Raw genomic sequence first — 23,944 nt, 5'->3', positions numbered from 1 at the left:
AGTCTGGCTTCCCGGTTTCGCTGAACGGCCGCAGCGGCCGATCCGAATCCATTTCAATCCTGTTTCAATCGGTTGATTGAGAAATCTTACCTGCAAACATAATCGAATAACTCTAATAATTCCTATTTATTCTATGATAATTTCCTATAGTAAGTTGACAAAAAAATGCAGCTATGCCCAAGAAATGTACCATAATTTTGTAATCAGCTAAGGAATATTATAGTAAATTCTTGCTTTTTTCTTCTTTCACGGGCTTTTTTTGAACCACAACCCAGCCCGTCACCACCGTCGTTTGTACCAGTAAAGCCGTGTTGTTGGGTCCATACTATCAATCTTGAAAATCCGTGTTGCCATGACTTTGAAACTTCTATTACCGGGCCTTTTTTTCGCTTTTCTTACCCAGCTAACTGCAATGGGACAACCCCTCGGCGCAAAAACGGAAGGGGATGCGTATAGCAAAACCGTTAACGAGCGGGCCGCCAAAATTGTAGCTACATTGGGGCTGGCCGATTCGGTCAAAGCGGTCCGGGTTCAGGGGAAAATTGCGCAACAGTACCGAAGCCTGAATACCATTCACGAAGCCCGAAAGGAAGCGTTGAAAACCCTGAAAGAAACCGCTGACACCAATGCTCTGGAATCCGGTAAATCCCGATTGGATGCCCAGATGGCCGAGGCTTTAAAAAAGCTTCATGCGGATTATTTACTGGCGTTACAAGATGATTTAACGGCTGTACAAATCGATCAGGTCAAAGATGGAATGACGTACGGAGTTTTACCCGTTACGCTGAAAGGTTATCAGGCGATGCTGCCCGATTTAACTAGTGATCAAAAAGAACAGATACGTGCCTATTTAACGGAAGCGCGCGAGCGGGCCATGGATGAAGGTACTGCTAACGAAAAACACGCGGTATTTGGCAAGTATAAAGGTCGGATTAACAATTATTTGTCGGCGGCTGGAATCGATATGAAAAAAGCAAGCAAGGCGTGGGAAGCGCGCATTGCGCAGGAAGCCAAATCCCGTCAGGAAAAAGAATAAATTTAGCGAATTGATAGCAGTAAATCCTACAAACCTACTTTTAATACTACTCCTATGACACCGGTTTTACAAAAGAAAGCGATTCTCTTCGGCACCGGAAAACTGCTCTGTGCCCTGGTGTTGGGGGGAATCTCGGAAGCGGTTTTTGCTGAAAAAAATAGCGGGACTCTGGCGCTGGTAGGGAGGCATGCTGCGGCTCCGCTGGACAACATTACCGGAACTGTGAAGGATGCCAAAGGCGAGCCCCTGCCGGGCGTGAACGTGCTCATCAAGGGAACGAAAACCGGGACGGTGTCGGACGTTAACGGGTTGTTTCGGCTGAATCTGCCCAAAGGCGACGAGACGCTGATTTTTAGTTATATCGGATTTAAAACGCTGGAAGTTCCGGTCAAGGGGCGAACGTCTTTTGTGGTTCAGCTAGAAGAAGATGCCGCTTCGCTGAGTGAGGTCGTCGTGGTGGGGTATGGGGTTCAGAAAAAGGTCAGTCTGACGGGCTCCGTGGCAACCATCGATCTGAAAACGGTTCAGGATCTGCCGGTTAACAGTTTATCGGCGGCTCTGGTGGGGCAGATGCCGGGCGTTGGGGTGACCGGTGGTACCAGCCGCCCCGGCGAAAGCGCCCAGATTACGGTCCGGAATCCGATTGTTCTGTCGAAGGACGGCGGCACCTTGCGACCCCTTTACGTCATCGATAATGTGGTGCGGACGGAGGAGGATTTCAACGCACTGGATGTGTCGGAGGTCGAAGCGGTGTCGGTTCTGAAGGACGCGGCTGCGGCCATTTACGGTGCCCGTTCCAACCAGGGGGTCGTGGTGGTCACAACCCGACGCGGAAAAGCCGGGATGCCCAAGTTTAGCTACAGCGGTTCGACCGGGATTTCGGACGGGAAACTGCCGACGATGATGAACGGCTTCGAGCACGCAACCTACCTGAATAGCCTGAATTTTGCCGCCGGAAAACCGGCTTCCGATCCCCTCATTTATACCCCCGACGAGCTGGCGCACTACCAGAACAACAATACCGACTGGTTGCGGCAGGCCTGGCAATCCTCTACGGTTCAGCGCCATGCGATGAACGTCAGTGGTGGCAACGAAAAGGCGACGTATTTTGCCGGAGCTTCGTACAACGCGCAGAATGCCAATTTCGATAACATCAATTCGAGCAAATGGACGTTTCGGGCGAGTGCCGATATGCAGGTAACCAAAAGACTGAGAGCGGCCCTTTCGCTGAGCGGGGATTTGTCGAATAAACGGATGTATTACCTCAAACAGGGGGGTGAAAGTGCCGAAAACGACATGAAAAGCTTGTTGTATACGCCCCAGTTTGCCGCGCCGTATGTGAACGGTTTGCCGGTTTTGCTATCGAACGGCGGGGCCAACGACTTCGGTGCCTTCCACTTTTTTGAAGTACAGAAATCGAATAACTACACCCAGACCCGCAGCAGCGGCCTGAACGTTACGGCCAATCTGGATTACGACATCCCGTTTGTGAAGGGCCTGAAAGCGCGGGTTCTTTACAGCCGGACGTTTGATAACACCTTCGGCAAGCAGTACGGCACGAAATACAACGTCTACAATTTCTCGATGCTCGGCGACCACAAACACATTTACGGGGGCGATGTGCAGAAAATTGTTACGCTGAACAACGGCGACCGGGTGCGGGCCAATCCGGGTTATGTCGATACCTACCAGTTCAACGGGTATCTGAATTACGACCGGCAGTTTGGCAAGCACCAGATTTCGGCCATCGCCTTCTTCGAGCAGGCCGAAACCCACGCCGACAACATTGCCGCCATGGCCGAGGGCGTCATCATCGGCGGGCTGGACAACATGCGTTACGCGGTTGGCACCCAGACGACCACCGAAACCGAATCGGAAACCGGTTTTCTGTCGTATGCGGGTCGGGTCAATTACAACTACGCCAACAAGTATTTCTTTGAAACCGCCATTCGCTACGATGCTTCGACCCGGTTTGCGCCCGAGTACCGCTGGGGCTTGTTTCCGTCGTTCTCGGCCGGCTGGGTTATTTCCGAAGAACCGTTTTTTCGGGGCGGGGTTCGCTGGGTTGACTTCCTGAAACTGCGCGGGTCGCTGGGTTTTCTGGGCGGGGATGCCACCAAGCCGTACAACTGGCTAACGAGCTATTCGATTCAAACCGGGAAAGGGGCGGTTTTTGGCGGCAATACCGATCGTCCGCTGATTGTGGCCCCGAACAACGCGATGGCCAACCGCCAGGCCCGTTGGGATGATAACACGAAGTACAACATCGGGATCGACGCGCAGTTTCTCAAAAACCGCCTTTCGATGACGCTGGATGCGTTTTACGACCACCGCTACAACATGCTGACCAGCCTGACCTCATCGGTGCCGCTGCTGGTGGGAGCGACCTTGCCTTCTGAGAACTACGCGATTGTCGATGGTTTCGGAACGGAATTCTCGCTGGGCTGGAACGACAAAATTGGCAGCGACTGGTCCTACAAAGTCAATGCCTTTCTGACCTGGAGCGACAATAAGCAAATTCGGATCGATGTCGACAAAGGCAAACTGGGTACGTTTGAGGACCCGCTGGGCAAGTCGTCGGACCTGGGTTTCAAGGGCTACCGCTACCTCGGGATGTTCCGGTCACAGCAGGATGTGGATCGGTATCTGGAACAAAATCCGGGCTACACCCTTTTCGGAGCCGCCCCAAAACCGGGTATGTTGTATTACGAAGACGTTCGCGGTCCGAAAGATGCTTCCGGGCAATACACCGCTCCGGATGGAAAAATTACGGAAGCCGACATGCAGTTTCTGACGCGGAAAGCGAGTAACCACTACGGTTTTGGGTTCAATTTCAGCACGTCCTACAAAGGGTTGTCGGTGGCCGCCGTCATCAGCGGATCGTTCGGCGGGCAGGATGCAGTCGAATCAACCGCCCGCTCGCAGGCTACGCCCACGGCCAACCGGCCGCAATTCTGGGCCGATCACTGGACGCCCGAAAACCCCAATGCGACCTACCCCAATCCGTATTACAAGGATACGTACAATGTCGATTCGGATTTCTGGTTCCGGAGTTCGACCCAACTGGCGGTCCGCAACGTCAACGTTTCGTACGGTTTGCCCGCCGGTTTTTCGGGTCGGCTGGGACTGACCAACGTCCGGGTCTATCTGGTGGCTACCAATCCGCTTAATCTGTATAATCCGTATGACTACAAAACGTATTCGGGTAACTACGACGCTTATCCGGTGCTGCGTTCCTTCTCGCTGGGTTTAAATCTGGGCCTGTAATCCTCGACCGCTACCATGAAAAATCTGCCAAAAATTCTAACCGTTCTCGGCTCGGCGCTGGCGCTCGCCAGTTGCACCGATGTGCTGGACAAAACCGACCTCGGATCAACCAGCGGGGCCTTGATTTTCAACGATTCGACGCTCACGCAGATGAGTCTCGATTACATCTACGACCAGAACCTGCCGTTAGGCATTCCGACTCTGGGGCCGGGCAGTCCAAGCATTACCAGCCTGACGGACGAATCCTTCGGTGAAAGTAAAGTGCTGGAGGGCACCCTGCTCGTCAACGAAGTGGGTGATTTCGGAACATCGCTGGATGTTAAAAACAATTACGGAAAAATCCGGGTGATCAACATGTTTTTGAGTGATGTCAACGGCGGAACGCTGCCGCAATTCACCAAGAACAAGCTTCGGGCGCAGGCGCAGTTTTTCCGGGCCTGGCGGTATTTTGAGCTCGTCCGCCTGTATGGCGGGGTGCCGCTGGTCCTGACTCCGCTGGCGGCTGTGGGCGTCGAAGCGCGCGATCAGGCTTTTTTGCCCCGAAATACCACCGCCGAAACGTTTGCCACCATCGTCAAAGACCTGGATTCGACGATTGCATCGGTGCCCGGCCGCTGGAATTCAAGCGATTGGGGCCGAATTACGAAAGGAACGGCGGCTGCTTTCAAAGGCCGGGTGTTGCTGACTGCCGCCAGCCCCCAGTTTAACCCGACGGATGAGGCAGCCAAATGGCAGGTTTCCTACGATGCCAACAAACAGGCTTATGACCTGCTGACGACCAACGGGTACAGCCTGCACGCGTCGTTCGACCAACTCTGGTTTCAGGAAGTCAACAACCCCGAAGCGGTTTTGGTGACGGGTTTCAACACCGCAACGGGTGACCAGACGCGGAAAAACAACGGCTACGACAACGCGACCCGTCCGTCGTATGCCGGAACCGGCGGAGGTTCCAACCAGCCATCGTGGGAAATGGTCAAAGCCTTCCCGATGCTCGACGGCAAAAAACCGGGTGAATCGACCAAATACAAGTATGCCGATCAGTCGTTCTACAAAAACCGGGACCCGCGCTTCGACAAGACCATTGCCTATAATGGTGTGAACTGGCCGCTGAACGGCAACACTTCCTACAAGCTCTGGACGTATTTTGTGGGTGGAAAAACCGTCGAAGCCAAAGCCTCCAACACTGGTTTTTACACCCGAAAAGCCGTAAACCCGACTCCTGCGGTTGGCGATGTTCAGTTTTCGGGCACCGACTGGATCGAACTCCGGTTTGCGGAAGTGTTGCTGAATCTGGCCGAAAGTGCCGTTGGCGTAAACAAACTGGACGAAGCCTATACGCACCTGAAAGCCATCCGAAAGCGGGCGGGCATCGAAGCCGGAACCGATGGTTTGTACGGGCTGCAAGCCTCCATGACGCGCGCCGAACTGTTTGAGGCCATTCTGCTCGAACGGCAGATTGAGTTTGCGTTCGAAGGCAAGCGGTTCTGGGATTTACGGCGCTGGAAACTGATCGAAGAAACCCTGAACGGCACCCGCCGGACCGGGGTAACGATTAGCCTGAAAACAACCGGCGTCCCGGCCGATTTCGCCACCAGCCGCGACAATGTCAGCCTGGACAAAGCCTACACGGATTATTTTACGCTGGAGTTCAAACAACTCGATACCCGCTACGCAATCAACTGGAAACCGGCGTATTACTTCTTTGCCATCCCGCAGACGGCCATCGACAACAATCCCAAACTGATCCAGAACACCACCTGGGGCGGTTCGTTCGATCCGCTGAAGTAAGCAAACAGGGGAAGTTGGCTTATTATGGCTCTCAGAACCACTTACCATCTCTCTTACTCAATCTATGTTGGTCGGGATTTGCACGGCACCGTGTAAATCCCGTTTAGCTTCGGGGTATTCTTTTATAAACTATAAAAATGGGGCATTCGCAATACGCCATGAAATACGGTTTTTTTCTAATCAGCTGGCTATCGGTTCTGACGGGGATGGGCGCGCTGGCCCAACCCGCAACGTACTTCAACGTGCTTCAATACGGGGCCAGGAATGATAGCAGCCAACTGGCCACGACGGCGGTCCGGAAAGCCATTGAAACGGCGGCCAAAGGCGGTGGTGGCACAATTTATTTTCCGCCGGGCAAATACAAAACCGGCCCGATTCATCTGAAAAGCAACATCACGATTCTGATCGACGCCGGGGCCGAGCTGCATTTCAGCGACAATTTCGATGATTACCTGCCAATGGTCTCCTCGCGTTGGGAAGGCACGGACGTGACCAATTTTTCGCCCCTCTTTTACGCGTACAAAGCAGAAAATATCGCCATTCGCGGGCGGGGAAGCATCGACGGTCACGGAAAAAAATGGTGGAAATATTCGGAAGTAACGGTCAAAAATTCACCCGGATCGAAGTGGCAGGATGAATTTCACCGACTCAATAAAGACATCCTGCGGCCCGACCTGCCCGGTTGGGTGGAGCGAGGGTTTCTGCGCCCGCCGTTCATTCAGCCAATGCACTGCAAAAACGTGCTCATCGAGGGCATCACCATCCGCAACTCGCCGTTCTGGACCGTAAACCCGGAATTCTGCGAAAACGTCACCGTCACGGGCGTCACGATCACCAATCCGCCTTCTCCCAACACCGATGGCATCAACCCCGAATCGTGCCGGTACGTGCACATTTCCAACTGCCACATCAGCGTGGGCGACGACTGCATCACCATCAAGTCCGGCAAAGACCGGGCCGGCCGGAAGATGAACATTCCCGCCGAGAACTACACAATTACGAACTGCACCATGCTGTCGGGGCACGGGGGCGTGGTCATTGGCAGCGAAATGTCGGGCGGAGTGCGGAAAATCAGCATTTCCAACTGCATTTTCGACGGAACGGACCGCGGAATCCGCATCAAAACCGCCCGGGGGCGCGGGGGCGTGGTGGAGGACATCCGGGTGGACAACGTGATTATGAAGAACATCCGGGAACAGGCCATCGTACTCGACATGCAATACGCCAAAACGAAGCCCGAACCGGTTTCGGAACGGACGCCCGCTTTCCGGAACATCCATTTCAGCAACATCACCGCCGAGGCCAGGCAAGCCGGTTTTCTGAACGGACTGGAAGAAATGCCCATCGAGAACATCACGTTCAATGATCTGACGGTAAATTCCGAAACCGGATTTGCGATCAAAGAGGCCCGGAACATCGCGTTTCACAACGTCACTGTCAGCACCAAAACCGGCCCGGCCATCGTTGCCGAAAAAGTCCAAACGCTGGAAATCGACGGTGTAAAAACCGCCCGTCCGCTTCCGGATACGCCGGTGGTGGAACTGACGAACGTGGAAGATGCCTTCGTGTACGACTGTTTTCCAAAACCGGGTACGGACGTATTTTTGAAATTGAACGGAGAACAAACCCAGCAGATCAGTGTCAGTGGCAACAATTTCCGGCACGTCAAAACGCCGGTTTTAAACGAAGGGAAAGCGGAAAGCCTGAAGATTGAATAGGTTGAGAAGGTTAAATGTAAAATGTCGAATGTAAAAGGGTGTATCGTTGGATTCCTTTTCGACGTTCTTCATTATACATTCTCTTTCCTCCATGTCACAAAACCTTCAATTCCCCATTCAGCCGGTACGTTTTTCCTTTTTCCGTCACCAACAGGATGGCTTGGTTGCCGTACCGCAGCGTACAGGCCAGTCCGGCTTTCGAGTTAAGTTCTACTTCCGTTAGTTTCCCATCCTGCCAGCGAATGTTCAGTTCAAAACCGCCGTGGGCGCAAATCCCGCGGATAAAACCGGTCGGTAAGGCGGTGGGCAATGCCGGCAGCAGGTCGATGAATTTACCCTGACTTTGCAGCAGGAGTTCACCGATGCCCGCAGCCCCGCCAAAATTACCGTCGATTTGAAACGGCGGGTGTGCATCGAATAGGTTGGGATAGGAGCCGCCACCCGCCACACCATCCGGAGAAATGGCGGGGCGCAGGAGCATTTTGAGCATGCTATAGGCGTGGTTGCCATCGCGGAAACGGGCCCAGAAATTGATTTTCCAGGCCAGACTCCAGCCGGTGCCATCGTCTCCCCGCTCCAGCAGCGACTGCCGGGCCGCTTTCATCAGCTCGGGCGTTTCGTCCCAGCTGATATCGGTGCCGGGGTGAACCCCCCACAGGTGCGAGACGTGGCGGTGGTGATCATTGGGATCGTCGACATCCTGGAGCCATTCCTGCAACTGACCGCGTTTGCCGATCTGATTGGGTGCCAGCCAGGCGTAAAGCGTTTTGAGGGAATCGCGAAAAGGCATGTCGGTTTCGAGAACTTCGCTGGCGGCCACACAATGGTTGAAAAGATCGCGGATGAGCTGATGGTCCATCGCCGGACCCGCCACCAGACCGCCGTGTTCGGGCGAGTTGGACGGACTACTGATCAACCAGCCGGTTTTGGGGTCGCTGACCAGAAAATCCACAAAAAACCGGGCGGCATCTTTCAGAATCGGATACGCCCGGTTTTGCAAAAACGCCCGGTCCTGCGTGTATCGATACCGTTCCCACAGATGGCGGCAGACCCAGGCCGCGCCGGTTACCCAAATCCCGTGGTTTGAAGCATTGATGGGGGCCGTGCCGCGCCAGAGATCGGTGTTGTGGTGCAGCACCCAACCCCGCGCATTGTAGTGTGCCTGGGCGGTTTTTCGGCCCGTTTCGGCCAGTTCTTCAACGGCCTTCAGCAGCGGTTCGTGGCAGGCCGACAGGTTGAGCATTTCGGCGGGCCAGTAGTTCATCTCAAGGTTGATGTTGGTGGTATACTTGCTACCCCAGGGCGGGGTCAGCTGGTCGTTCCAGATGCCCTGTAAATTAGCCGGTTGCGTGCCGGGGCGTGAACTGGAAATTAATAAATACCGCCCGTATTGCAGGTATAAAGCCAGCAGTGACGGATCGGAAGCGGTTTCGAACCGTTTCAGGCGTTTGTCGGTGGGAAGGTTCTCGGTGGGCGTGTGCCCCAGATCCAGCGATAAGGTATTGAAATTCGATTGGTAGTCCTTGATGTGATCGGTTTTGACGGCCGTAACGTCCTTCGTCCGAACGGCCAGGAGCGGTTTTTGACACAGCGAAGCCGGATCACCGGAAACATCCCTATAATTCTTGAAATTCGTTCCGGCGGTCAGATACAACGTGGCTTCGTCGGCTTTCGTGACAATCAGTTTTCCGTTGGAAACCACGATTGTTCCTTTTCTGGTGCGGATCTGGAGCCAACTTTCCCCTCTCAAGGCTCCATTTTTCACCTGAACCGACAAAGCAATGGTCTGATGATCAATTTTTCGCACCGTCGAACCGTGGTGTGGACTTTCCAGCGAGGCTTCAAAACTAATCTGACCCGGCCGGCTGGCGGTCAGGTGAACGGCCAGGAGCTGGTCGGGAGCGCTGGCAAAATATTCCCGGATATAATGGACCCCGTCGGCGGCATACGAGACGCGGGAAATAGCCCTCGTCAGGTCCAGTTCGCGTTGATATTGGGTCACTTTCTTTGGTTCAATAAACCGCAGCTTTAGATCGCCGAAGGGTTGGTAATCGGCCTGATAGCGCGGCTGCTGGGGTGGCTGGTCATCCTGAATCCTATACCGAAACGGTTTGGCGAGCGGCACGCCCTCGGCCGGTTGCCGGCCTTCCGGATATACCACAAACGTTGGCTGCCCGGTTTTGACGCCGATAAAACCGCCTTTGTCGAACCAGTTGATCACCTGAATCGCCACCTGATTTGTGCCCGCGCGGAGCCGGGATGCCGGAATTTTGTACCGCCGGTTTTTAGTAATGCCTTCGTCGGAACCCACCAGTTCGCCGTTCAGGTAGGTAAAATCCTGATCGCGGATTCGGCCCAGATCCAGCACCACGTCTTTGCCGGCCCAGCTTGCGGGCAAGTCGAACGAGGTTCGGAACCAGACGGCGCCGTCCAACCCTTCCAAACTGGTTTTTTCCCAGCCCTCGACGGTCGGAACCGGCATGGTTTTCCAGGTCCGATCATCCCCCAAAACCGCAGCCGGATTCCACTTCAGCGCGGTCAGCTCACGGATTTTGGCAAACCAGGCGGTTTTTTCTGACGCATAATTGGCTTCGTTGCTGTGGCGACCCATGAATTGCTCCTGCGTCAGTTTTTCGGCTTCGGCCTGCTTTCCTTCGGTGAGCAGCTGGCGAATGTGGGGCAAAGACCGGAAGGCTCCTTCCCGCTGATACTCCCGCGGCTCGCCCGTCCAGAGGGTTTCTTCATTGAACTGAATCCGGTCGGTTTCGATGCCGCCAAACACCATACCGCCCAGCCGCCCGTTGCCAATCGGCAGGGCTTCCACCCATTGACGGGCGGGTTGTTGATACCAGAGTCTAAGCGGTTGGTGAGCCTGCAGATTGCTGAGGACGGACCAACACCCGATAATGTATAAAGCGATTCTGCGGTTTTTCATGTTTTCCCGTTCCATCCGGCCGAACGCCGAAAGGAGCCCTACCGATTGTCATTACATCTCGTTCGAATTACAAAGAATTGGTTTTATACGCCTTCACTTCTATAGCATTTTAGCGGGGATATGTATCATTTTGTCCGTTTTGATCGGCATTCCGAAAATCTTCCCGAACTTTAGAAAACCGGTTTTTTTCCTGAACTCCGGTTTTACGTTTTGGCTGATAAACTCTCCTTACCTCATGTTCGGTCTGGCTTTCATACGGTTTTTTCTGATCCTCTGTTTACCGTTCACCCTCGTTGCGCAACCGGCTGCCCCGGAATCTACCGTTGAAAAATGGGGACTTTATGAGATTTCCCTGGCGGGGCCATCCGGCGGTAATCCGTTCACGGATGTCTGGCTTTCCGCCGAGTTTTCGTTGGGCGCTAAAAAAATCAAGGTTACGGGTTTTTACGATGGGGAAGGCGTGTATAAAATCCGGTTTATGCCGGATAGCGTCGGCCAATGGTCGTACCGAACCGCCAGCAATGTTAAGGCGCTGACCGGCAAACGGGGAACGCTGGCCTGTCGTGCCCCTTCGGCGGCCAATCACGGCCCCGTCAAGGTCTGGAATATGTACCATTTTCAGTACGCCAACGGAAAACCGTACTACCCGTTCGGGACCACCGCCTACGCCTGGACGCACCAGTCGGAAGCTTTGCAGGAACAGACGCTAAACACGCTGAAAACCGCGCCTTTCAACAAAATCCGGATGTGTGTTTTTCCGAAAACGTACAGTTACGTGGAGGATGAACCGGCCTTGTTTGCCTATCAGGCGAAAAACCGCAGCAAACGCGTCGACGGAACCCTCCACTATGAATGGGACTTTACGCGCTTTAATCCCGTTTTTTTTCGGCACCTTGAAAAGCGTATTGCGGACCTGGCGAAGCTCAACATCGAAGCCGACCTGATCATTTTTCATCCGTACGACAAAGGCCGCTGGGGCTTCGACAGCATGGGGATGAAGAACGATTTGTTTTACATCAAATACCTGGTTGCCCGGCTGTCGGCCTACCCGAACGTCTGGTGGTCGCTGGCGAATGAGTTTGATTTTATCAAGAACAAATCGCGGGAAGACTGGGATGTTTACAGCAAAGCCGTGGTGGAAGCCGACCCGTTTCACCACCTCTGTTCGATCCACAACGGAACGGAGTATTTCGACAACTGGAAGCCGTATTACACGCACGTCAGCATCCAGAACGGGTCGGTGGTGGAGGATTTTGGAAGGGCGGTTTTGTTACGCGACGCCTACCGAAAACCGGTAGTCTACGACGAAGTCTGTTACGAAGGGAATCTGCCGCAGCGCTGGGGGCGACTGAGTGCCGAAGAAATGACCGAGACGTTCTGGCAGGGCGTCATTGCCGGCACGTATGTAACGCACGGCGAAACGTACCGGACGCCGGGCGACACCATTTTCTGGGCGGAAGGTGGGCGGTTTCACGGCCAGAGTCCGGCCCGGATTGCGTTTCTGCGCAAACTGCTGGAAGAAGAACCCGGCCCGCTGCAATTGGCCGATCCGTGGAAAGACCACCAGACCTGCCAGTCGGACAGCGCGCATTACCTGATTTATTTTGGAAAGCAAATGCCGACGGAATGGGTCTTTAACCTGCCGAAAAAAGGCGCACCCGCTGCCGGCACGGTTTTCAAAGCTGAACTGATCGACACCTGGAACATGACCATTACTCCGCTTTCGGAGACGTTTAAGCTGGGTGAGGTACAAAATTATCGCCTTTACGACGAAACGGTAAAGAAAATCCGGCTGCCCGCCAAACCGTACCTTGCCATCCGGCTGACACGGGTGAAGGAGTGAACCGGTTTTTACCACGCAATTTCCGGTAGTCCCTTGCTTTTCAGGTACTCATTGGTCTGGCTGAAATGTTTGTTGCCAAACCAGCCGCCCCATTGTGCCGCCATCGGCGAGGGGTGTTTGGATTTGAGAACGAGGTGTTTTTTGTCGTCGATGATGGCCCCTTTCTTCTGGGCGTAGGCGCCCCAGAGCAGAAACACCAGGTTTTCCTTTTCGTTGGAAAGGTGCTGAATGGCGGCATCGGTAAAGGTTTCCCAACCTTTGTTCTGGTGCGAACCAGCCTGGCTGGCCCGAACCGTCAGGGTTGCGTTCAGCAGCAACACGCCCTGCACCGCCCAGCGTTCCAGATTCCCGGATTTCGGAACCGGAATGCCCAGATCGTCCTGAATTTCCTTGAAAATATTGACCAGCGAAGGCGGTTTGGTGATGCCATCGTTGACCGAAAACGAGAGTCCGTTGGCCTGTCCTTCGCCGTGGTAGGGGTCCTGTCCCAGAATAACAACTTTCGTCTGATCGAACGGGCATTTATCAAAGGCATTGAAAATCAGCTTCCCCGGCGGATAACATCGTTGGGTCATATACTCGACCCGCACAAACTCGACGAGCTTCTGAAAATACGGTTTTTCAAATTCGGTGTGCAGGCGCTCCTGCCAGGCGGGTTCAATAACAACCTTCATACAAGTGGATTTAGGGAATGTAAGCGATGAAACCGTGAATTTGTTTAAATAGAAGTGCCAGCGGAAGCCTTTGGACCGCAGCCAGGGCAAATGTAGGCCAAACCGAAAATAATTGGCGGGCCTTTTTGGAATTATAAACTCTTAAATATAATTTTCGTTTTAAGGTTGTTAACCAAAGGCTATTCGAATGATATCGGCAGTTACCGAAGGCGTCAAGGTCAGTGTGATGACCGAATACCAGCCGGAATATTCCAGCCCGTCGCAGGCGCATTACGTTTTTACCTACCGGATTACGATTGAAAACGGCGGCTCATCGACGGTTCAGTTGCTGCGTCGGCACTGGGTAATTTACGATGCCCACGGCTCGGCGCGGGAAGTGGAAGGGGAGGGCGTGGTTGGTCAGCAGCCGGTTCTGGAACCGGGTGAGGTGCACGAATATGTGTCGGGTTGTAACCTGCGCTCGAGCCTGGGCAAAATGGGCGGCACCTACCTGATGGAACGAATTGTCGATGGAAAGCAATTCCGGGTGAACATCCCGGAGTTTACGATGGTGGTTCCGTACCGATTAAATTAATTGTTTTGCTAAATGTCCGCCCTGGCGGTTTTGCTTGCTTGATTCGTGCTTATCTGAATTTTCTTTTGCAGGCCCGCAATGCGCATTCCCTGCATTCGCCTTTTTTATTCGATCTTTATTCCAGGCTCATCCGTTCCGATAATCCGCAGGAACCCGCGTTTGTCCCCATTCGTGCCTTGCAGCGGGAATTGCTGCAAGACGAGCGGAAGATCCAGATTACGGATTTTGGCGCGGGCTCCCGCATCAACGCAGCGCGCGAACGGGCCATTCGGGACATTGCGAAGAATTCCCAGAAACCGGCCCGCTTCGGTCGGTTGATGTACCGGTTAATCCAGCGGTTTGGGTACCAGACCATTGTTGATCTGGGAACGTCGCTGGGGATCACGACTTTGTACGAAGCCGCAGCGGCTCCAACGGCCCGGATTCTGACGTTTGAAGGATGTCCGCAGACCGCAGCCGTGGCCGCCCGCAATTTTCAGAAACTGAATCGCACCAACATTGAAATTATCACCGGGAATCTTGATCACACGCTGGGTGAACGCTTAAAGACGGTTTCGACAATTGATTTTGCTTTTTTCGATGCCAACCACCGGTTTGAGCCCACCGTACGGTATTTTGAAACCTGCCTTCCGAAAATTCACAACGATACCTGTTTTATTTTTGACGATATTCACTGGTCCGACGAAATGGAGCAGGCCTGGACGGTTATTAAAGCCCATCCGGAGGTAACTGTTGCGATTGATCTGTTTTACATCGGGTTAGTATTTTTTAGAAAAGAGCAACCTAAACAGGATTTTGTCCTGACGTTTTAACCCGGTCGGAGCCGGAAATAAGAACCGGTTCTTCGCGTTATCATTCAGATACCTTTATGGGAGTAATTGAGCGTATTCACGATAGCCTGGCTGTTTCATGAAGTCTGATTTTCAATCATTTACATTGCGTTTCTTGGTCGGGTTGAGCCTGGTTGCGGTGATTGTCTCGTGTCAGAAAGCGGCTGACCAAGCCAACGACGGGACGGGACCGACGCCAGCGGTTGCCAGCTTCGACCAGTTGCAGCGCCGGATTCTGACGCCAACCTGCGCCACTTCGGGCTGTCATTCGTCCGAAACCGACGCGACCTTCAACCAGCATCGACTGGTTCTGGCAACCGGTCAGGCCTATAAAAATCTGGTGGGTGTGGCCTCAACGAACGCCACCGCAAAAGCCAATGGGTTGCTGCGGGTGAAGCCGTTTGCCGCCCTTGAAAGCCTGCTCTATCACAAGCTCAATGCCGCAGCGAGTCACCACAGTGGAGCCAATTACGGGAATCCGATGCCGCTCGGCAAAGACCTGCTGACGGTCGGGCAGATCGAATTTGTCCGGCGCTGGATTGAAGCCGGCGCCCCCCAAACCGGCAGCGTCGTGGATTCGACCCTGCTGGATGACAAAACGCCCAGTTCACTTGCGGAGAATTTTGAAGCGCTGAAAGCTCCGGCCGCTGCCGACGGTTTTCAGGTTCGGCTGGAGCCTTTTACGGTTGCGCCCAATTTTGAACGGGAGTTATTTGTCAGAAAATCAATTGGCAATTCGCAGGATGTTTACGTGAACCGGTTTGAAGTTAAAATGCGACCGAATAGCCACCACTTTGTGGCGTATAATTTTCGGAATAGCCAGAATCTTCCCGCCATGAATCAGGTTCGGGATTTGCGTAATCCGGACAATTCCTACAATCTTCAAACGGCGCTTTCGATGCAAAATCACGTGTATTTTATTGGCGTACAATCGCCGTATGTTAATTATGTTTTTCCGGAAGGGACGGCTTTACCCGTGCCGGCCAATGCCACAATGGATATGAATTCGCATTATGTAAACAAAACCGCGAGCTCCCTCACGGGGGAGGTTTACATGAATTTATATACGACCGACAAAGCAAAGGTGAAGAACGTGGTGAAAACCATGGATTATAACAATACCGACCTCGATATTCCGGCCAATAAACGGGTGACGCTGACCAAGACGTTCACCATGTCGAAACCGGTTAAGGTGCTGGTTCTGACTTCGCATACGCACAAATTGGGGGAGAAATTTGTCATCCGAATCAAAGGTGGTGCCCGCAACGGCGAAATCATTTATACCTCCACGGACTGGGAACATCCCGAAATCACCACCTTTACGACCCCCGTTCAACTGGCCAAAGGCGATGCACTGGTATCGGAAATTACGTACAATAATACCACCGGTAAAACCGTCAATTTTGGTCTGAGTAGTGAAGACGAAATGGGAATTATTTTTGGGTACTATCTGGAAGAATAAAACGGCGAAAACAAATTGGTGTCTATAAAATTTAGAATAATGATGGTAAAAGTAATCCCGGCTCCATACCGTTTATAGTTGGCATTCGTCATGTTACATTGTTGAGTTAAAATCTTTTTTATTCGGGTACGGCTGCTTTTACTGAAATGAAAATAAAAAAACCGCTCTGGTGCAGAGCGGTTTTTTTATAACCAGATTTAAAGGGAATTACCGGGCAATTTCAATCTGAACCCGTTTGCCTTTAATGGTATTTCCTTCCATTACATCCACCACCCGATTGGCGAAATCACGCGGGACGTCCACGTACGTATGCTTGTCAAAAATGTCAATGTGACCAATGCTGCTGCCCGGAATATTGGCTTCCCCGGCAATGGCACCCACGATGTCGCCCGGGCGGATGAAATCCCGACGGCCCACGCTGACAAACAGGCGCGTCATGTTCGCTTCCCGTTCGCGGGGAACCCGCTCCCGGTCGTCGCGCTCAAACCGACGGCCTTCCCCCCGGTTTTCGTCGCGGTTGCCGAACCGGCCACCCCGATCACGGTCACCAAAGCGGCCCGCGCTTTCAGTGCGGCCACCCCGGTCGCCAAACCGGCCTGTGCTCTCGTTCCGGCCGCCCCGGTCGCCGAAACGACCTGAGCTTTCGCGGCCCCCCCGATCCCGGTCGCCGAACCGGCCACCTTCCCGGTTTCCCCGACGATCATCGTCGTGGCCCAGGTTTTGATCCGAGAATTCGTTTTTCTCAATGCCCATGCCGCGTTTCACCAGCGCCGACACAATTTGTTCGGTCGAAAAACCGCTGTGGTGCAAAGCCGTCAGCACGTCCTCGTACAGATTCAGGTCTTCGCTGCTCTCGATGGTTTGCTGAACCTGCTCGATAAACCGGGCTTTCCGCAGACCGACGATGTCTTCAAACGAAGGAATCACCCCTTTTTCCACCCGAACTTTCGTGTAGTTCTGAATTTCGCGGAACCGGTATTTTTCGTCCCGACCGACCAGCGAAAACGCCTTGCCGGATTTACCGGCGCGGCCCGTCCGGCCAATGCGGTGTACGTAATATTCTTCGTCCAGCGGAATGTCGTAGTTGATTACGGCGTCCACGTTGTCCACGTCGATTCCACGGGCGGCAACGTCAGTTGCTACCAGAATGTTGGTAACCCCCGAACGGAATTTCGACATGACGTTGTTGCGTTGCGCCTGGCGCAGATCGCCGTGCAAGCCTTCGGCCTGATACCCCCGGACCTGCAAATCTTCGACGATTTCGTCAACCCGTTTTTTCTGATTACAGAAAACCAGCAGCAGTTTCAGGTTATAGGTGTCAATCAAGCGACACATCACTTCGACTTTGGCTTTCGGTTTTACTTCGAAATAAACCTGCTCGATGTTCTGGTTGGTCAGCTCGTTTTTAACGACTTTCACCAAAACCGGGTCTTTCTGAAACCGTTGCGTGATCGTCATGATCGGTTTCGACATGGTGGCCGAAAACAGAATCGTCTGACGTTCTTCGGGCATATCTTCCAGAATGCCTTCGATGTCCTCGCGGAAACCCATGTCGAGCATTTCGTCAGCTTCGTCCAGAATCATCATTTTGATGTTGTCCAGCTTCAGCGTCCGGCGCTCCATGTGGTCCATCACGCGGCCCGGCGTTCCGATCACGATGTGAACCCCGGTTTTCAGTGATTTGATCTGGCGGTCAATGGAATCGCCACCGTAAATGGCTTCGACCCGAATACCGCGTTTAAATTTGGATAATTTACGCACTTCGTCAGCAACCTGGAGCGCCAGCTCGCGGGTCGGACAAAGCACCAGCACCTGGGGATGACGTTCAGTCACATCGATCATCTCGATAGCCGGAATCCCGAAGGCTGCGGTTTTTCCCGTTCCCGTCTGCGCCTGACCGATCACGTCACGACCGTCGAGAATGGGCGGAATGGCTTCGGCCTGAATGGGGGAGGGATGCTCAAAACCCATTTCGGTAACCGCCTGTAAAATGTCATCGGATACGTTCAAATCGGCGAATGTCCGTTGCGGAGCAGCCGGTTTGGTACTCAGTTCCTGTTCTGTGATTTCAGGAGTCATAACTTGTAAGAGTTTTTAAAATGAACCAATACAAGCGTTTAATCGGCAGGAGTGCTCGCTCTGCACGGCCATGCAGTCCGATTGCGAAAAATCGGTAAACGATACGTACTATGTGTTTGAGATACACTCGTGAAGGAACCCCCGAAAATGCCCAGCTTAGCCCAAAGTGAAATGTTTCACCAATGCAATTGCCCCAACAGATGCGCCCAACGAATGTTTAAACCCCTTTCCGGTTGACATCCGTGCTGCTCTGCGGTAAAAGAAAAAAGCTCATGAAGCGTTCTGTTACAGAGATCGGACGGATGTCCGCTTGAAACTGTTGCAAAAGTAAGAAGAATTTTTAGAAATAGCAAGTGGGGTCTGTATTTAATTGTATTTTTTTGTGAACCCGGTTTTAGATTACCGACAAGAGGGCCTGGGCTTTCAGCAAACATTCCTCGTATTCCTGCTGGGCGTCGGCGTCGTAGGTAATGGCGCTGCCGACCGAGAAGGATACCCGCCGGTTTTCGGCATTGTAAAACAAACTCCGGATCATCACATTGAGGTCAAAATCGCCTTCGGGGGTGATGAAACCGGCGGCACCGGAGTACATACCCCGCCGGCTGGCTTCGTACTGATCAATCAGCTCCATCGCCCGGACTTTGGGCGCGCCCGTCATGCTGCCCATCGGAAAAGCGTGGCGGATGGCGTCGGTGAACGGCAGGTCGTCCGGTACGGTGGCCGATACCGTCGAAATCATCTGGTACAGGTGCTGAAACGGATAGACCCCGAAGAGTTCGTCCACCTGCACCGTGCCGGTTTGGGCACTGCGGGCCAGATCGTTCCGGACCAGATCGACAATCATCAAATTCTCAGCCTGTTCCTTTTCGCTGCTCCGCAGGTGCTGCCGAAGTTGCGCATCTTCCTCTGCCGTTTTGCCGCGCCGGATGGTGCCTTTGATGGGTTGCGAAATAAGCCGGTTTCCTTCTTTCTTTAAAAACCGCTCGGGTGAGGCACCCATGACATACTGATTCCGGATGCGCTGAAAGTGGGCAAAAGGCATCGGCGAGCGTTCGCCCAGGGAGTGGAAAACCGACAAGGGGTCGAGGACGGCGTTTTCGGCGTAAAACTCAATGCAGTAATTCAGTTCATAAACCGTACCCTCCCGGATGTCTTCCTGAATTTGCCGGACTGTCTGGCGGTAATGTTTCGGCGAAACCCGGTTTTTCATTTTCGGGCCCGAACCGAACCCCACCGGAACCGATTCGGCCGAAGTTGCCGAAATAGCCGCAAAAACCGCATCCGGGTTTTCCCACGACCGGATTGTTACCCCTTCTGCCTCAAAATCAATAAGGTGTAGCGGTTGGAAAAAATAAATTTCCGGTGAATCCAACCGGTTGGGATGCCGGCTCGTCAGGGTTTCAATCCGGTTTTTCAGGTCATAGCCAAAATAGCCAACCAGAAAATCTGGCTGCTGCTGATGGTGCCTAAGAAGGGCATCAAACGGGTCAGCGTCTACCGAAAATTCGACGGGCTGGTACAGGCCAGCGGCAAGTCGATTTGGAAAGGGGCCGAAAGGGAGGGACAAACCGGGAAGCCGGGCGCGATTGTTGTCGAAAAAAACGAGGTGGTCATACTGACGCATGGCCCAGTTCAGGGCTTTTTTTTGCCAGAAACCAACGGGTTGCGAGTCCATTGATTTCTGGCAAAAAGTGCGCTCCTGACGAGTACCCAGGGTGGCCATGCCTATTGATTCGGTTCCAGGTGGACATCAATTGCAATGTCCTTGCTCTCGGCGTTTTTTCCGATCCGGAATTTTACTTCATCGTCTACCTGCAATTCATTAAAGTCGATGTCATTCAGGCTCGTGTAATGAAAAAACAGGTTATTAGGCGGGTAATTGATAAAACCGTACCCATTTTTCAGACTGCGAATGGTGCTGATTTTAAATTCGGTGGGGTCCGAATCGTCCATCATGCCGTCCGCATAGCCGTCATACACCGAGTTGGTCGTGGTCGAACTGCCGCTGCCAATTAGCATCCGGGTCGATTGTTTAACAAACAGATTCTGAATCAGGGGGTCATTTTTCCGCAGACGCGCATCGATCATTTCGTGCATAGCCACGGGATAGGAAACCTCCGAAAGCAGATCCTGCGACGTTCGGGTGACCATTTTTTCGCCCTCATCGTTGAAATATTCAAAATCCCAGCTCAGCACCATCAGACGGGTTCCGAGGGTGTTCAGTTTTCGGATGAGCGGAACGTAGTCCCCGTCGGCGGTGATCAAAACCACTACGTCAAACTTCTTGGAAATCGTCAGCTCGAACGTTTCCAGGGCCAGCCATACATCAATTCCTTTTTCCTGCCGGGAACCCTGAAAATTTTTAACGGGCAAATAATGGGTAACCACGCCTTCCGACATTAAAATGTCATCAAACAGGCGATCGTAAAACAATTGATTATTACGCTGACTGGCTTCGTGGGCATTCAGGCGACCCCGGAAATAGTGGGCGTCTACGATCTGGCACAGCCGGAAATCAGAATTTTCTTCTTGCGCGATCTGCGCACGGATAAAATCATGCAGCCCTGATATACTGATGCGGCTTCTTCTTTCGTGAGAATAGTTATAATAATTACTTACGTGTAAGAAATAATTACCGTCATAAATTACTGCTATCCGAGTTAATTGATTGGATTTTTTAGTTTGCATTAGGAATGTGTAGAAAATATAAACTGGTATTAAAACTAAATTTTTGTTTGATTTTTTGATATTTACTTAAATATAAAAAACGGTTACTAACCTCACTGTTAGTAAGTTAGCAAGTAAAACGCAAACGTTACCGGGTAGTCTATTAATAGAGAAGATCATTCGTCTGCAAAATAACAAAAAAAAGGAGAAATGCCGCTTGGTTTCTCGCAATCGCTACCTTTGCAGACCAGCACTATTGTTATGACAAAGGTATTATTTATTGACCGGGATGGCACGATTATTTTTGAACCCCAACCGGACCAGCAGGTTGATTCGCTGGAAAAACTCGAATATATTCCGAAAGTGCTTTCCGGCCTGCGCAAAATTGCGGAGGAAACCGACTTTGAACTGGTGATGGTGACGAATCAGGACGGTCTCGGAACGGCGGTTTTTCCGGAAGATACGTTCTGGCCGGCCCACAACAAAATGATGAAAACGCTGGAGGGCGAAATGATTCATTTTAAAGCCGTTCACATCGACCGAACCTATCCGCATGAGGGCGCAGCGACCCGCAAACCCGGTATTGGGATGCTGACGGATTACCTTACCGAAGCCTATAATCTGCCGGAAAGTTACGTCATCGGGGACCGGTTGACGGATGTTCAAATGGCGGTGAATCTAGGAGCGAAAGCCATTTTGATCGCTTCCAGCGAGCCAACTGAGGGCATGACGGACGAAATGCACAAAGCGTTGGCGTTGTGCACGGACGATTGGGATAAAGTCTACGAGCTTTTAAAATTGCCGGCGCGAACGGTGGTGGTTCAACGCAATACGAATGAAACACAAATTCGGGTTGAACTGAACCTCGACGGGCGGGGGCATGCTTCCATCGAAACCGGCATCGGTTTTTTCGATCACATGCTCGACCAGGTGGCCCGGCATTCCGGAGCGGATCTGGCGATCCGGGTCAAGGGCGATTTGCACATCGATGAGCACCACACCATTGAGGACACGGGGCTGGCGCTCGGGGAAGCTTTCCGCCGGGCGTTGGGCGACAAGCGGGGCATCAGCCGATACGGTTTTTTACTGCCGATGGACGAAGCGCTGGCCCAGGTGGGCATTGATTTTTCCGGTCGCCCGTGGCTGGTGTGGGATGCCGATTTCCGCCGGGAAAAAATTGGGGACATGCCAACGGAAATGTTCCACCACTTTTTCAAATCATTTTCTGATGCGGCCCTCTGCAACCTTAACATTAAAGTGGAAGGGCAGAACGAACATCATAAAATCGAGGCCATCTTTAAGGCCTTCGCGAAAGCCATCAAAATGGCGGTAGAACGCGATTTGCGCGCGCTGGATAGCCTGCCGAGCACCAAAGGAGTTCTGTAAGCCGACGAGAATAATCCGGTTTTTTCGTGCTTCCGATTCAGTTTTTCTTATTTTTGCGTCAAGAAACTAACAAACCGGTACCATTATGTTCATGACCATCGTCACCATCGTTTTCTACATCGTTCTGTTAACGGCATCATTCATTGCGGGACGTTGGCTGGAAGGCAAAGAGCGGAATTATTAACGATTCAGGTTTCTGCATGGATCGTTTGATTGCGCGGAATATACATTTTGAATGCAAAAGGGCCGAAACCGGCCCTTTTGCGTGTCCGGTGCTTAAAAAAGGAAAAAAGCCAAGCTCGTTCCAACGGTATCAAACAGGCTTGGGTCATTCAGATACAATAACAACAAAAGTCTATGACACCATTTAAAAATCTGTATGGTTTACTGCTGGTTGGATTGCTGGCCGTTGGCTGCGAAAGAGACAATCAGGTAGTGACGCCCACCGAAGAAAATAAACCGGTGACGGTAAAAGTGAATCAGTCGGCGCGCATCAAGCAAAACGTTAGCCTGAACGTCGATTCCATTACCGACAGCCGTTGCCCGGCGAACGCTCTTTGTGTCTGGCTTGGCAATGCGCAAGTGAAATTCACGCTGAAAAACGACACCCAGGCCCAATCCGGCGAACTGTGTATCGGGCAATGCGGCCAGCAGCAGAAAAACCGGGATGCGATTACGGTTCTGTTGGGGAGCGAAAGCTACGAGGTGACCCTTTCGGACGTGCAGCCTTATCCGGGCACCAAACCGGATGGCACCCCGCAGGAGGCTGTCATCACGGTAAACCAGAAGTAAGCTTCAGGAAAGCTGATTTCTCAAACCTGTCAGGGCTCAAAAACCTGACAGGTTTTTTTGTACCGGTTTTTCCGCCCTACAAAATTCCTTCATCGGCAAAGCTCAGGTAACTGCGATCGGTGAAAATGAGGTGATCGAGCACCGGAATATCCAGCAGCCGCCCGGCTTCTTTCAATCGGCGGGTCAGGTCTTTGTCGGCCTGCGAAGCCGTCAGGTTGCCGGACGGGTGGTTGTGGACCAGAATGAGGCCACTGGCCAGCTGTTCCAGGGCGTGTTTGAAAATCAGTTTGGGATCCGCTATCGTTCCCGACACCCCCCCGGAACTAATTTGTACCGGCCGGATGACTTCGTTGGCCCGGTTGAGCAGCAAAATCCAGAATTCTTCGTGCGGTTTATCCAGCAAATGCGGTTTTATCTCTTCGTACGCATCCCGTGAGCCGGTAATTCGCAACCGTTCGGGGCGGTTTTCTTCTTTCCGACGCCGTCCCAATTCGAGGGCCGCTACGATGCTGATCGCTTTGGCTTCCCCGATTCCCTTGAATTTCGATAAATCTTTGACGCTTAGTCGAGCCAGTTCGTTGAGGTTGTTGCCGACGCTCTGAAGAATGATCTTTGACAAATCGACGGCGGACAAATCGCGGGTCCCGGAGCCGATCAGAATGGCAATCAGCTCGGCGTCGGACAAGGCGGCCCGGCCTTTGAGCATCAGTTTTTCGCGGGGGCGGTCTTCTTCGGCCCAGCTCAGAATTTTGCGGGAACTGTCGTACATCGTGGTGGGACAGGGCAATAAAAAAACCTCACCCGAGTAAATCAGATAAGGTCCTTCTAACGTTTCGTATTCCCGAATTTCGGATCGGAAATTAAATACCGTATTTCCAACGCCAGAGCCAGAG

The 23,944-nt window shown here is 52.7% G+C and carries 16 protein-coding genes; 10 read left to right on the top strand and 6 right to left on the bottom strand.

The annotated features are described in order from the left end of the window. Positions 1 to 334 precede the first annotated feature (334 nt). The 4 genes from ACYVHX_RS11490 to ACYVHX_RS11475 all read left to right on the top strand — a co-directional run bounded on the left by ACYVHX_RS11490 (position 335) and on the right by ACYVHX_RS11475 (position 7,809). Positions 335 to 1,036 (top strand): DUF3826 domain-containing protein, encoded by a 702-nt coding sequence (locus ACYVHX_RS11490; RefSeq protein WP_460671781.1) that lies wholly within the window; start codon positions 335 to 337, stop codon positions 1,034 to 1,036. A 54-nt stretch (positions 1,037 to 1,090) separates the two neighbouring features. Continuing rightward, entirely contained in the window at positions 1,091 to 4,303 is a 3,213-nt protein-coding gene (locus ACYVHX_RS11485; RefSeq protein ID WP_460671780.1) for a SusC/RagA family TonB-linked outer membrane protein, read from the top strand. A 15-nt stretch (positions 4,304 to 4,318) separates the two neighbouring features. Next, complete coding sequence (locus ACYVHX_RS11480; protein WP_460671779.1) at positions 4,319 to 6,091, top strand: RagB/SusD family nutrient uptake outer membrane protein; 1,773 nt, start codon at positions 4,319 to 4,321, stop codon at positions 6,089 to 6,091. 137 nt (positions 6,092 to 6,228) lie between these two features. Further along, complete coding sequence (locus tag ACYVHX_RS11475) at positions 6,229 to 7,809, top strand: glycoside hydrolase family 28 protein (protein ID WP_460671778.1); 1,581 nt, start codon at positions 6,229 to 6,231, stop codon at positions 7,807 to 7,809. Between the two features lie 94 nt (positions 7,810 to 7,903). On the opposite strand, the gene ACYVHX_RS11470 is transcribed toward ACYVHX_RS11475, so the two are convergent. Continuing rightward, on the bottom strand, positions 7,904 to 10,744 hold the full coding sequence (locus ACYVHX_RS11470) for a glycoside hydrolase family 95 protein (protein ID WP_460671777.1): 2,841 nt from the start codon (positions 10,742 to 10,744) through the stop codon (positions 7,904 to 7,906). Positions 10,745 to 10,979: 235 nt separating this feature from the next. On the opposite strand from ACYVHX_RS11470, the gene ACYVHX_RS11465 reads away from it, so the two are divergent. Beyond that, positions 10,980 to 12,587 (top strand): DUF5060 domain-containing protein, encoded by a 1,608-nt coding sequence (locus ACYVHX_RS11465; RefSeq protein ID WP_460671776.1) that lies wholly within the window; start codon positions 10,980 to 10,982, stop codon positions 12,585 to 12,587. An 8-nt stretch (positions 12,588 to 12,595) separates the two neighbouring features. Here ACYVHX_RS11465 and ung read toward each other — a convergent pair whose 3' ends face one another. Further along, positions 12,596 to 13,261 (bottom strand): uracil-DNA glycosylase, encoded by a 666-nt coding sequence (gene ung / locus ACYVHX_RS11460; protein WP_460671775.1) that lies wholly within the window; start codon positions 13,259 to 13,261, stop codon positions 12,596 to 12,598. A 187-nt stretch (positions 13,262 to 13,448) separates the two neighbouring features. On the opposite strand from ung, the gene apaG reads away from it, so the two are divergent. The 3 genes from apaG to ACYVHX_RS11445 all read left to right on the top strand — a co-directional run bounded on the left by apaG (position 13,449) and on the right by ACYVHX_RS11445 (position 16,127). Further along, entirely contained in the window at positions 13,449 to 13,835 is a 387-nt protein-coding gene (apaG, locus tag ACYVHX_RS11455) for a Co2+/Mg2+ efflux protein ApaG (RefSeq protein ID WP_460671774.1), read from the top strand. 38 nt (positions 13,836 to 13,873) lie between these two features. Then, positions 13,874 to 14,647, top strand: coding sequence for an O-methyltransferase (locus tag ACYVHX_RS11450; protein WP_460671773.1), 774 nt, complete (start codon positions 13,874 to 13,876; stop codon positions 14,645 to 14,647). 124 nt (positions 14,648 to 14,771) lie between these two features. Continuing rightward, positions 14,772 to 16,127 (top strand): monooxygenase, encoded by a 1,356-nt coding sequence (locus ACYVHX_RS11445; protein ID WP_460671772.1) that lies wholly within the window; start codon positions 14,772 to 14,774, stop codon positions 16,125 to 16,127. Between the two features lie 207 nt (positions 16,128 to 16,334). Here ACYVHX_RS11445 and ACYVHX_RS11440 read toward each other — a convergent pair whose 3' ends face one another. The 3 genes from ACYVHX_RS11440 to ACYVHX_RS11430 form a co-directional block, all read right to left on the bottom strand. Continuing rightward, the gene (locus ACYVHX_RS11440; protein WP_460671771.1) at positions 16,335 to 18,206 is read right to left on the bottom strand and encodes a DEAD/DEAH box helicase; all 1,872 of its coding nucleotides are present in this window, start codon (positions 18,204 to 18,206) and stop codon (positions 16,335 to 16,337) included. A 394-nt stretch (positions 18,207 to 18,600) separates the two neighbouring features. Beyond that, the gene (locus tag ACYVHX_RS11435; protein WP_460671770.1) at positions 18,601 to 19,929 is read right to left on the bottom strand and encodes an anthranilate synthase component I family protein; all 1,329 of its coding nucleotides are present in this window, start codon (positions 19,927 to 19,929) and stop codon (positions 18,601 to 18,603) included. A 2-nt stretch (positions 19,930 to 19,931) separates the two neighbouring features. Continuing rightward, on the bottom strand, positions 19,932 to 20,894 hold the full coding sequence (locus tag ACYVHX_RS11430) for an NYN domain-containing protein (RefSeq protein ID WP_460671769.1): 963 nt from the start codon (positions 20,892 to 20,894) through the stop codon (positions 19,932 to 19,934). A gap of 240 nt (positions 20,895 to 21,134) precedes the next feature. On the opposite strand from ACYVHX_RS11430, the gene hisB reads away from it, so the two are divergent. Together hisB and ACYVHX_RS11420 are read left to right on the top strand one after the other, a co-directional pair. Further along, positions 21,135 to 22,259, top strand: a complete 1,125-nt coding sequence (gene hisB / locus ACYVHX_RS11425; protein WP_460671768.1) for a bifunctional histidinol-phosphatase/imidazoleglycerol-phosphate dehydratase HisB — start codon at positions 21,135 to 21,137, stop codon at positions 22,257 to 22,259. Between the two features lie 357 nt (positions 22,260 to 22,616). Continuing rightward, positions 22,617 to 23,051, top strand: a complete 435-nt coding sequence (locus ACYVHX_RS11420; protein WP_460671767.1) for a hypothetical protein — start codon at positions 22,617 to 22,619, stop codon at positions 23,049 to 23,051. 76 nt (positions 23,052 to 23,127) lie between these two features. On the opposite strand, the gene radC is transcribed toward ACYVHX_RS11420, so the two are convergent. Beyond that, a complete protein-coding gene (gene radC / locus ACYVHX_RS11415) occupies positions 23,128 to 23,820 on the bottom strand; it encodes a RadC family protein (RefSeq protein WP_460671766.1) in 693 nt (230 codons plus the stop codon). Between the last annotated feature and the right edge of the window lie 124 nt (positions 23,821 to 23,944).

The sequence above is a fragment of the Larkinella ripae genome, from assembly GCF_054780775.1.
This window is presented reverse-complemented; position numbering and strand designations above follow the sequence as displayed.

What these genes read in the sequence shown, in the direction of transcription:
- ACYVHX_RS11470 (WP_460671777.1), bottom strand. Translation starts at nt 10,744, where the DNA reads ATGAAAAACCGCAGAATCGCTTTATACATTATCGGGTGTTGGTCCGTC.
- ACYVHX_RS11435 (WP_460671770.1), bottom strand. Translation starts at nt 19,929, where the DNA reads ATGGCCACCCTGGGTACTCGTCAGGAGCGCACTTTTTGCCAGAAATCA.
- ung (WP_460671775.1), bottom strand. Translation starts at nt 13,261, where the DNA reads ATGAAGGTTGTTATTGAACCCGCCTGGCAGGAGCGCCTGCACACCGAA.
- ACYVHX_RS11440 (WP_460671771.1), bottom strand. Translation starts at nt 18,206, where the DNA reads ATGACTCCTGAAATCACAGAACAGGAACTGAGTACCAAACCGGCTGCT.
- ACYVHX_RS11465 (WP_460671776.1), top strand. Translation starts at nt 10,980, where the DNA reads ATGTTCGGTCTGGCTTTCATACGGTTTTTTCTGATCCTCTGTTTACCG.
- apaG (WP_460671774.1), top strand. Translation starts at nt 13,449, where the DNA reads ATGATATCGGCAGTTACCGAAGGCGTCAAGGTCAGTGTGATGACCGAA.
- ACYVHX_RS11475 (WP_460671778.1), top strand. Translation starts at nt 6,229, where the DNA reads ATGGGGCATTCGCAATACGCCATGAAATACGGTTTTTTTCTAATCAGC.
- ACYVHX_RS11485 (WP_460671780.1), top strand. Translation starts at nt 1,091, where the DNA reads ATGACACCGGTTTTACAAAAGAAAGCGATTCTCTTCGGCACCGGAAAA.
- ACYVHX_RS11420 (WP_460671767.1), top strand. Translation starts at nt 22,617, where the DNA reads ATGACACCATTTAAAAATCTGTATGGTTTACTGCTGGTTGGATTGCTG.
- radC (WP_460671766.1), bottom strand. Translation starts at nt 23,820, where the DNA reads ATGTACGACAGTTCCCGCAAAATTCTGAGCTGGGCCGAAGAAGACCGC.
- ACYVHX_RS11430 (WP_460671769.1), bottom strand. Translation starts at nt 20,894, where the DNA reads ATGCAAACTAAAAAATCCAATCAATTAACTCGGATAGCAGTAATTTAT.
- hisB (WP_460671768.1), top strand. Translation starts at nt 21,135, where the DNA reads ATGACAAAGGTATTATTTATTGACCGGGATGGCACGATTATTTTTGAA.
- ACYVHX_RS11480 (WP_460671779.1), top strand. Translation starts at nt 4,319, where the DNA reads ATGAAAAATCTGCCAAAAATTCTAACCGTTCTCGGCTCGGCGCTGGCG.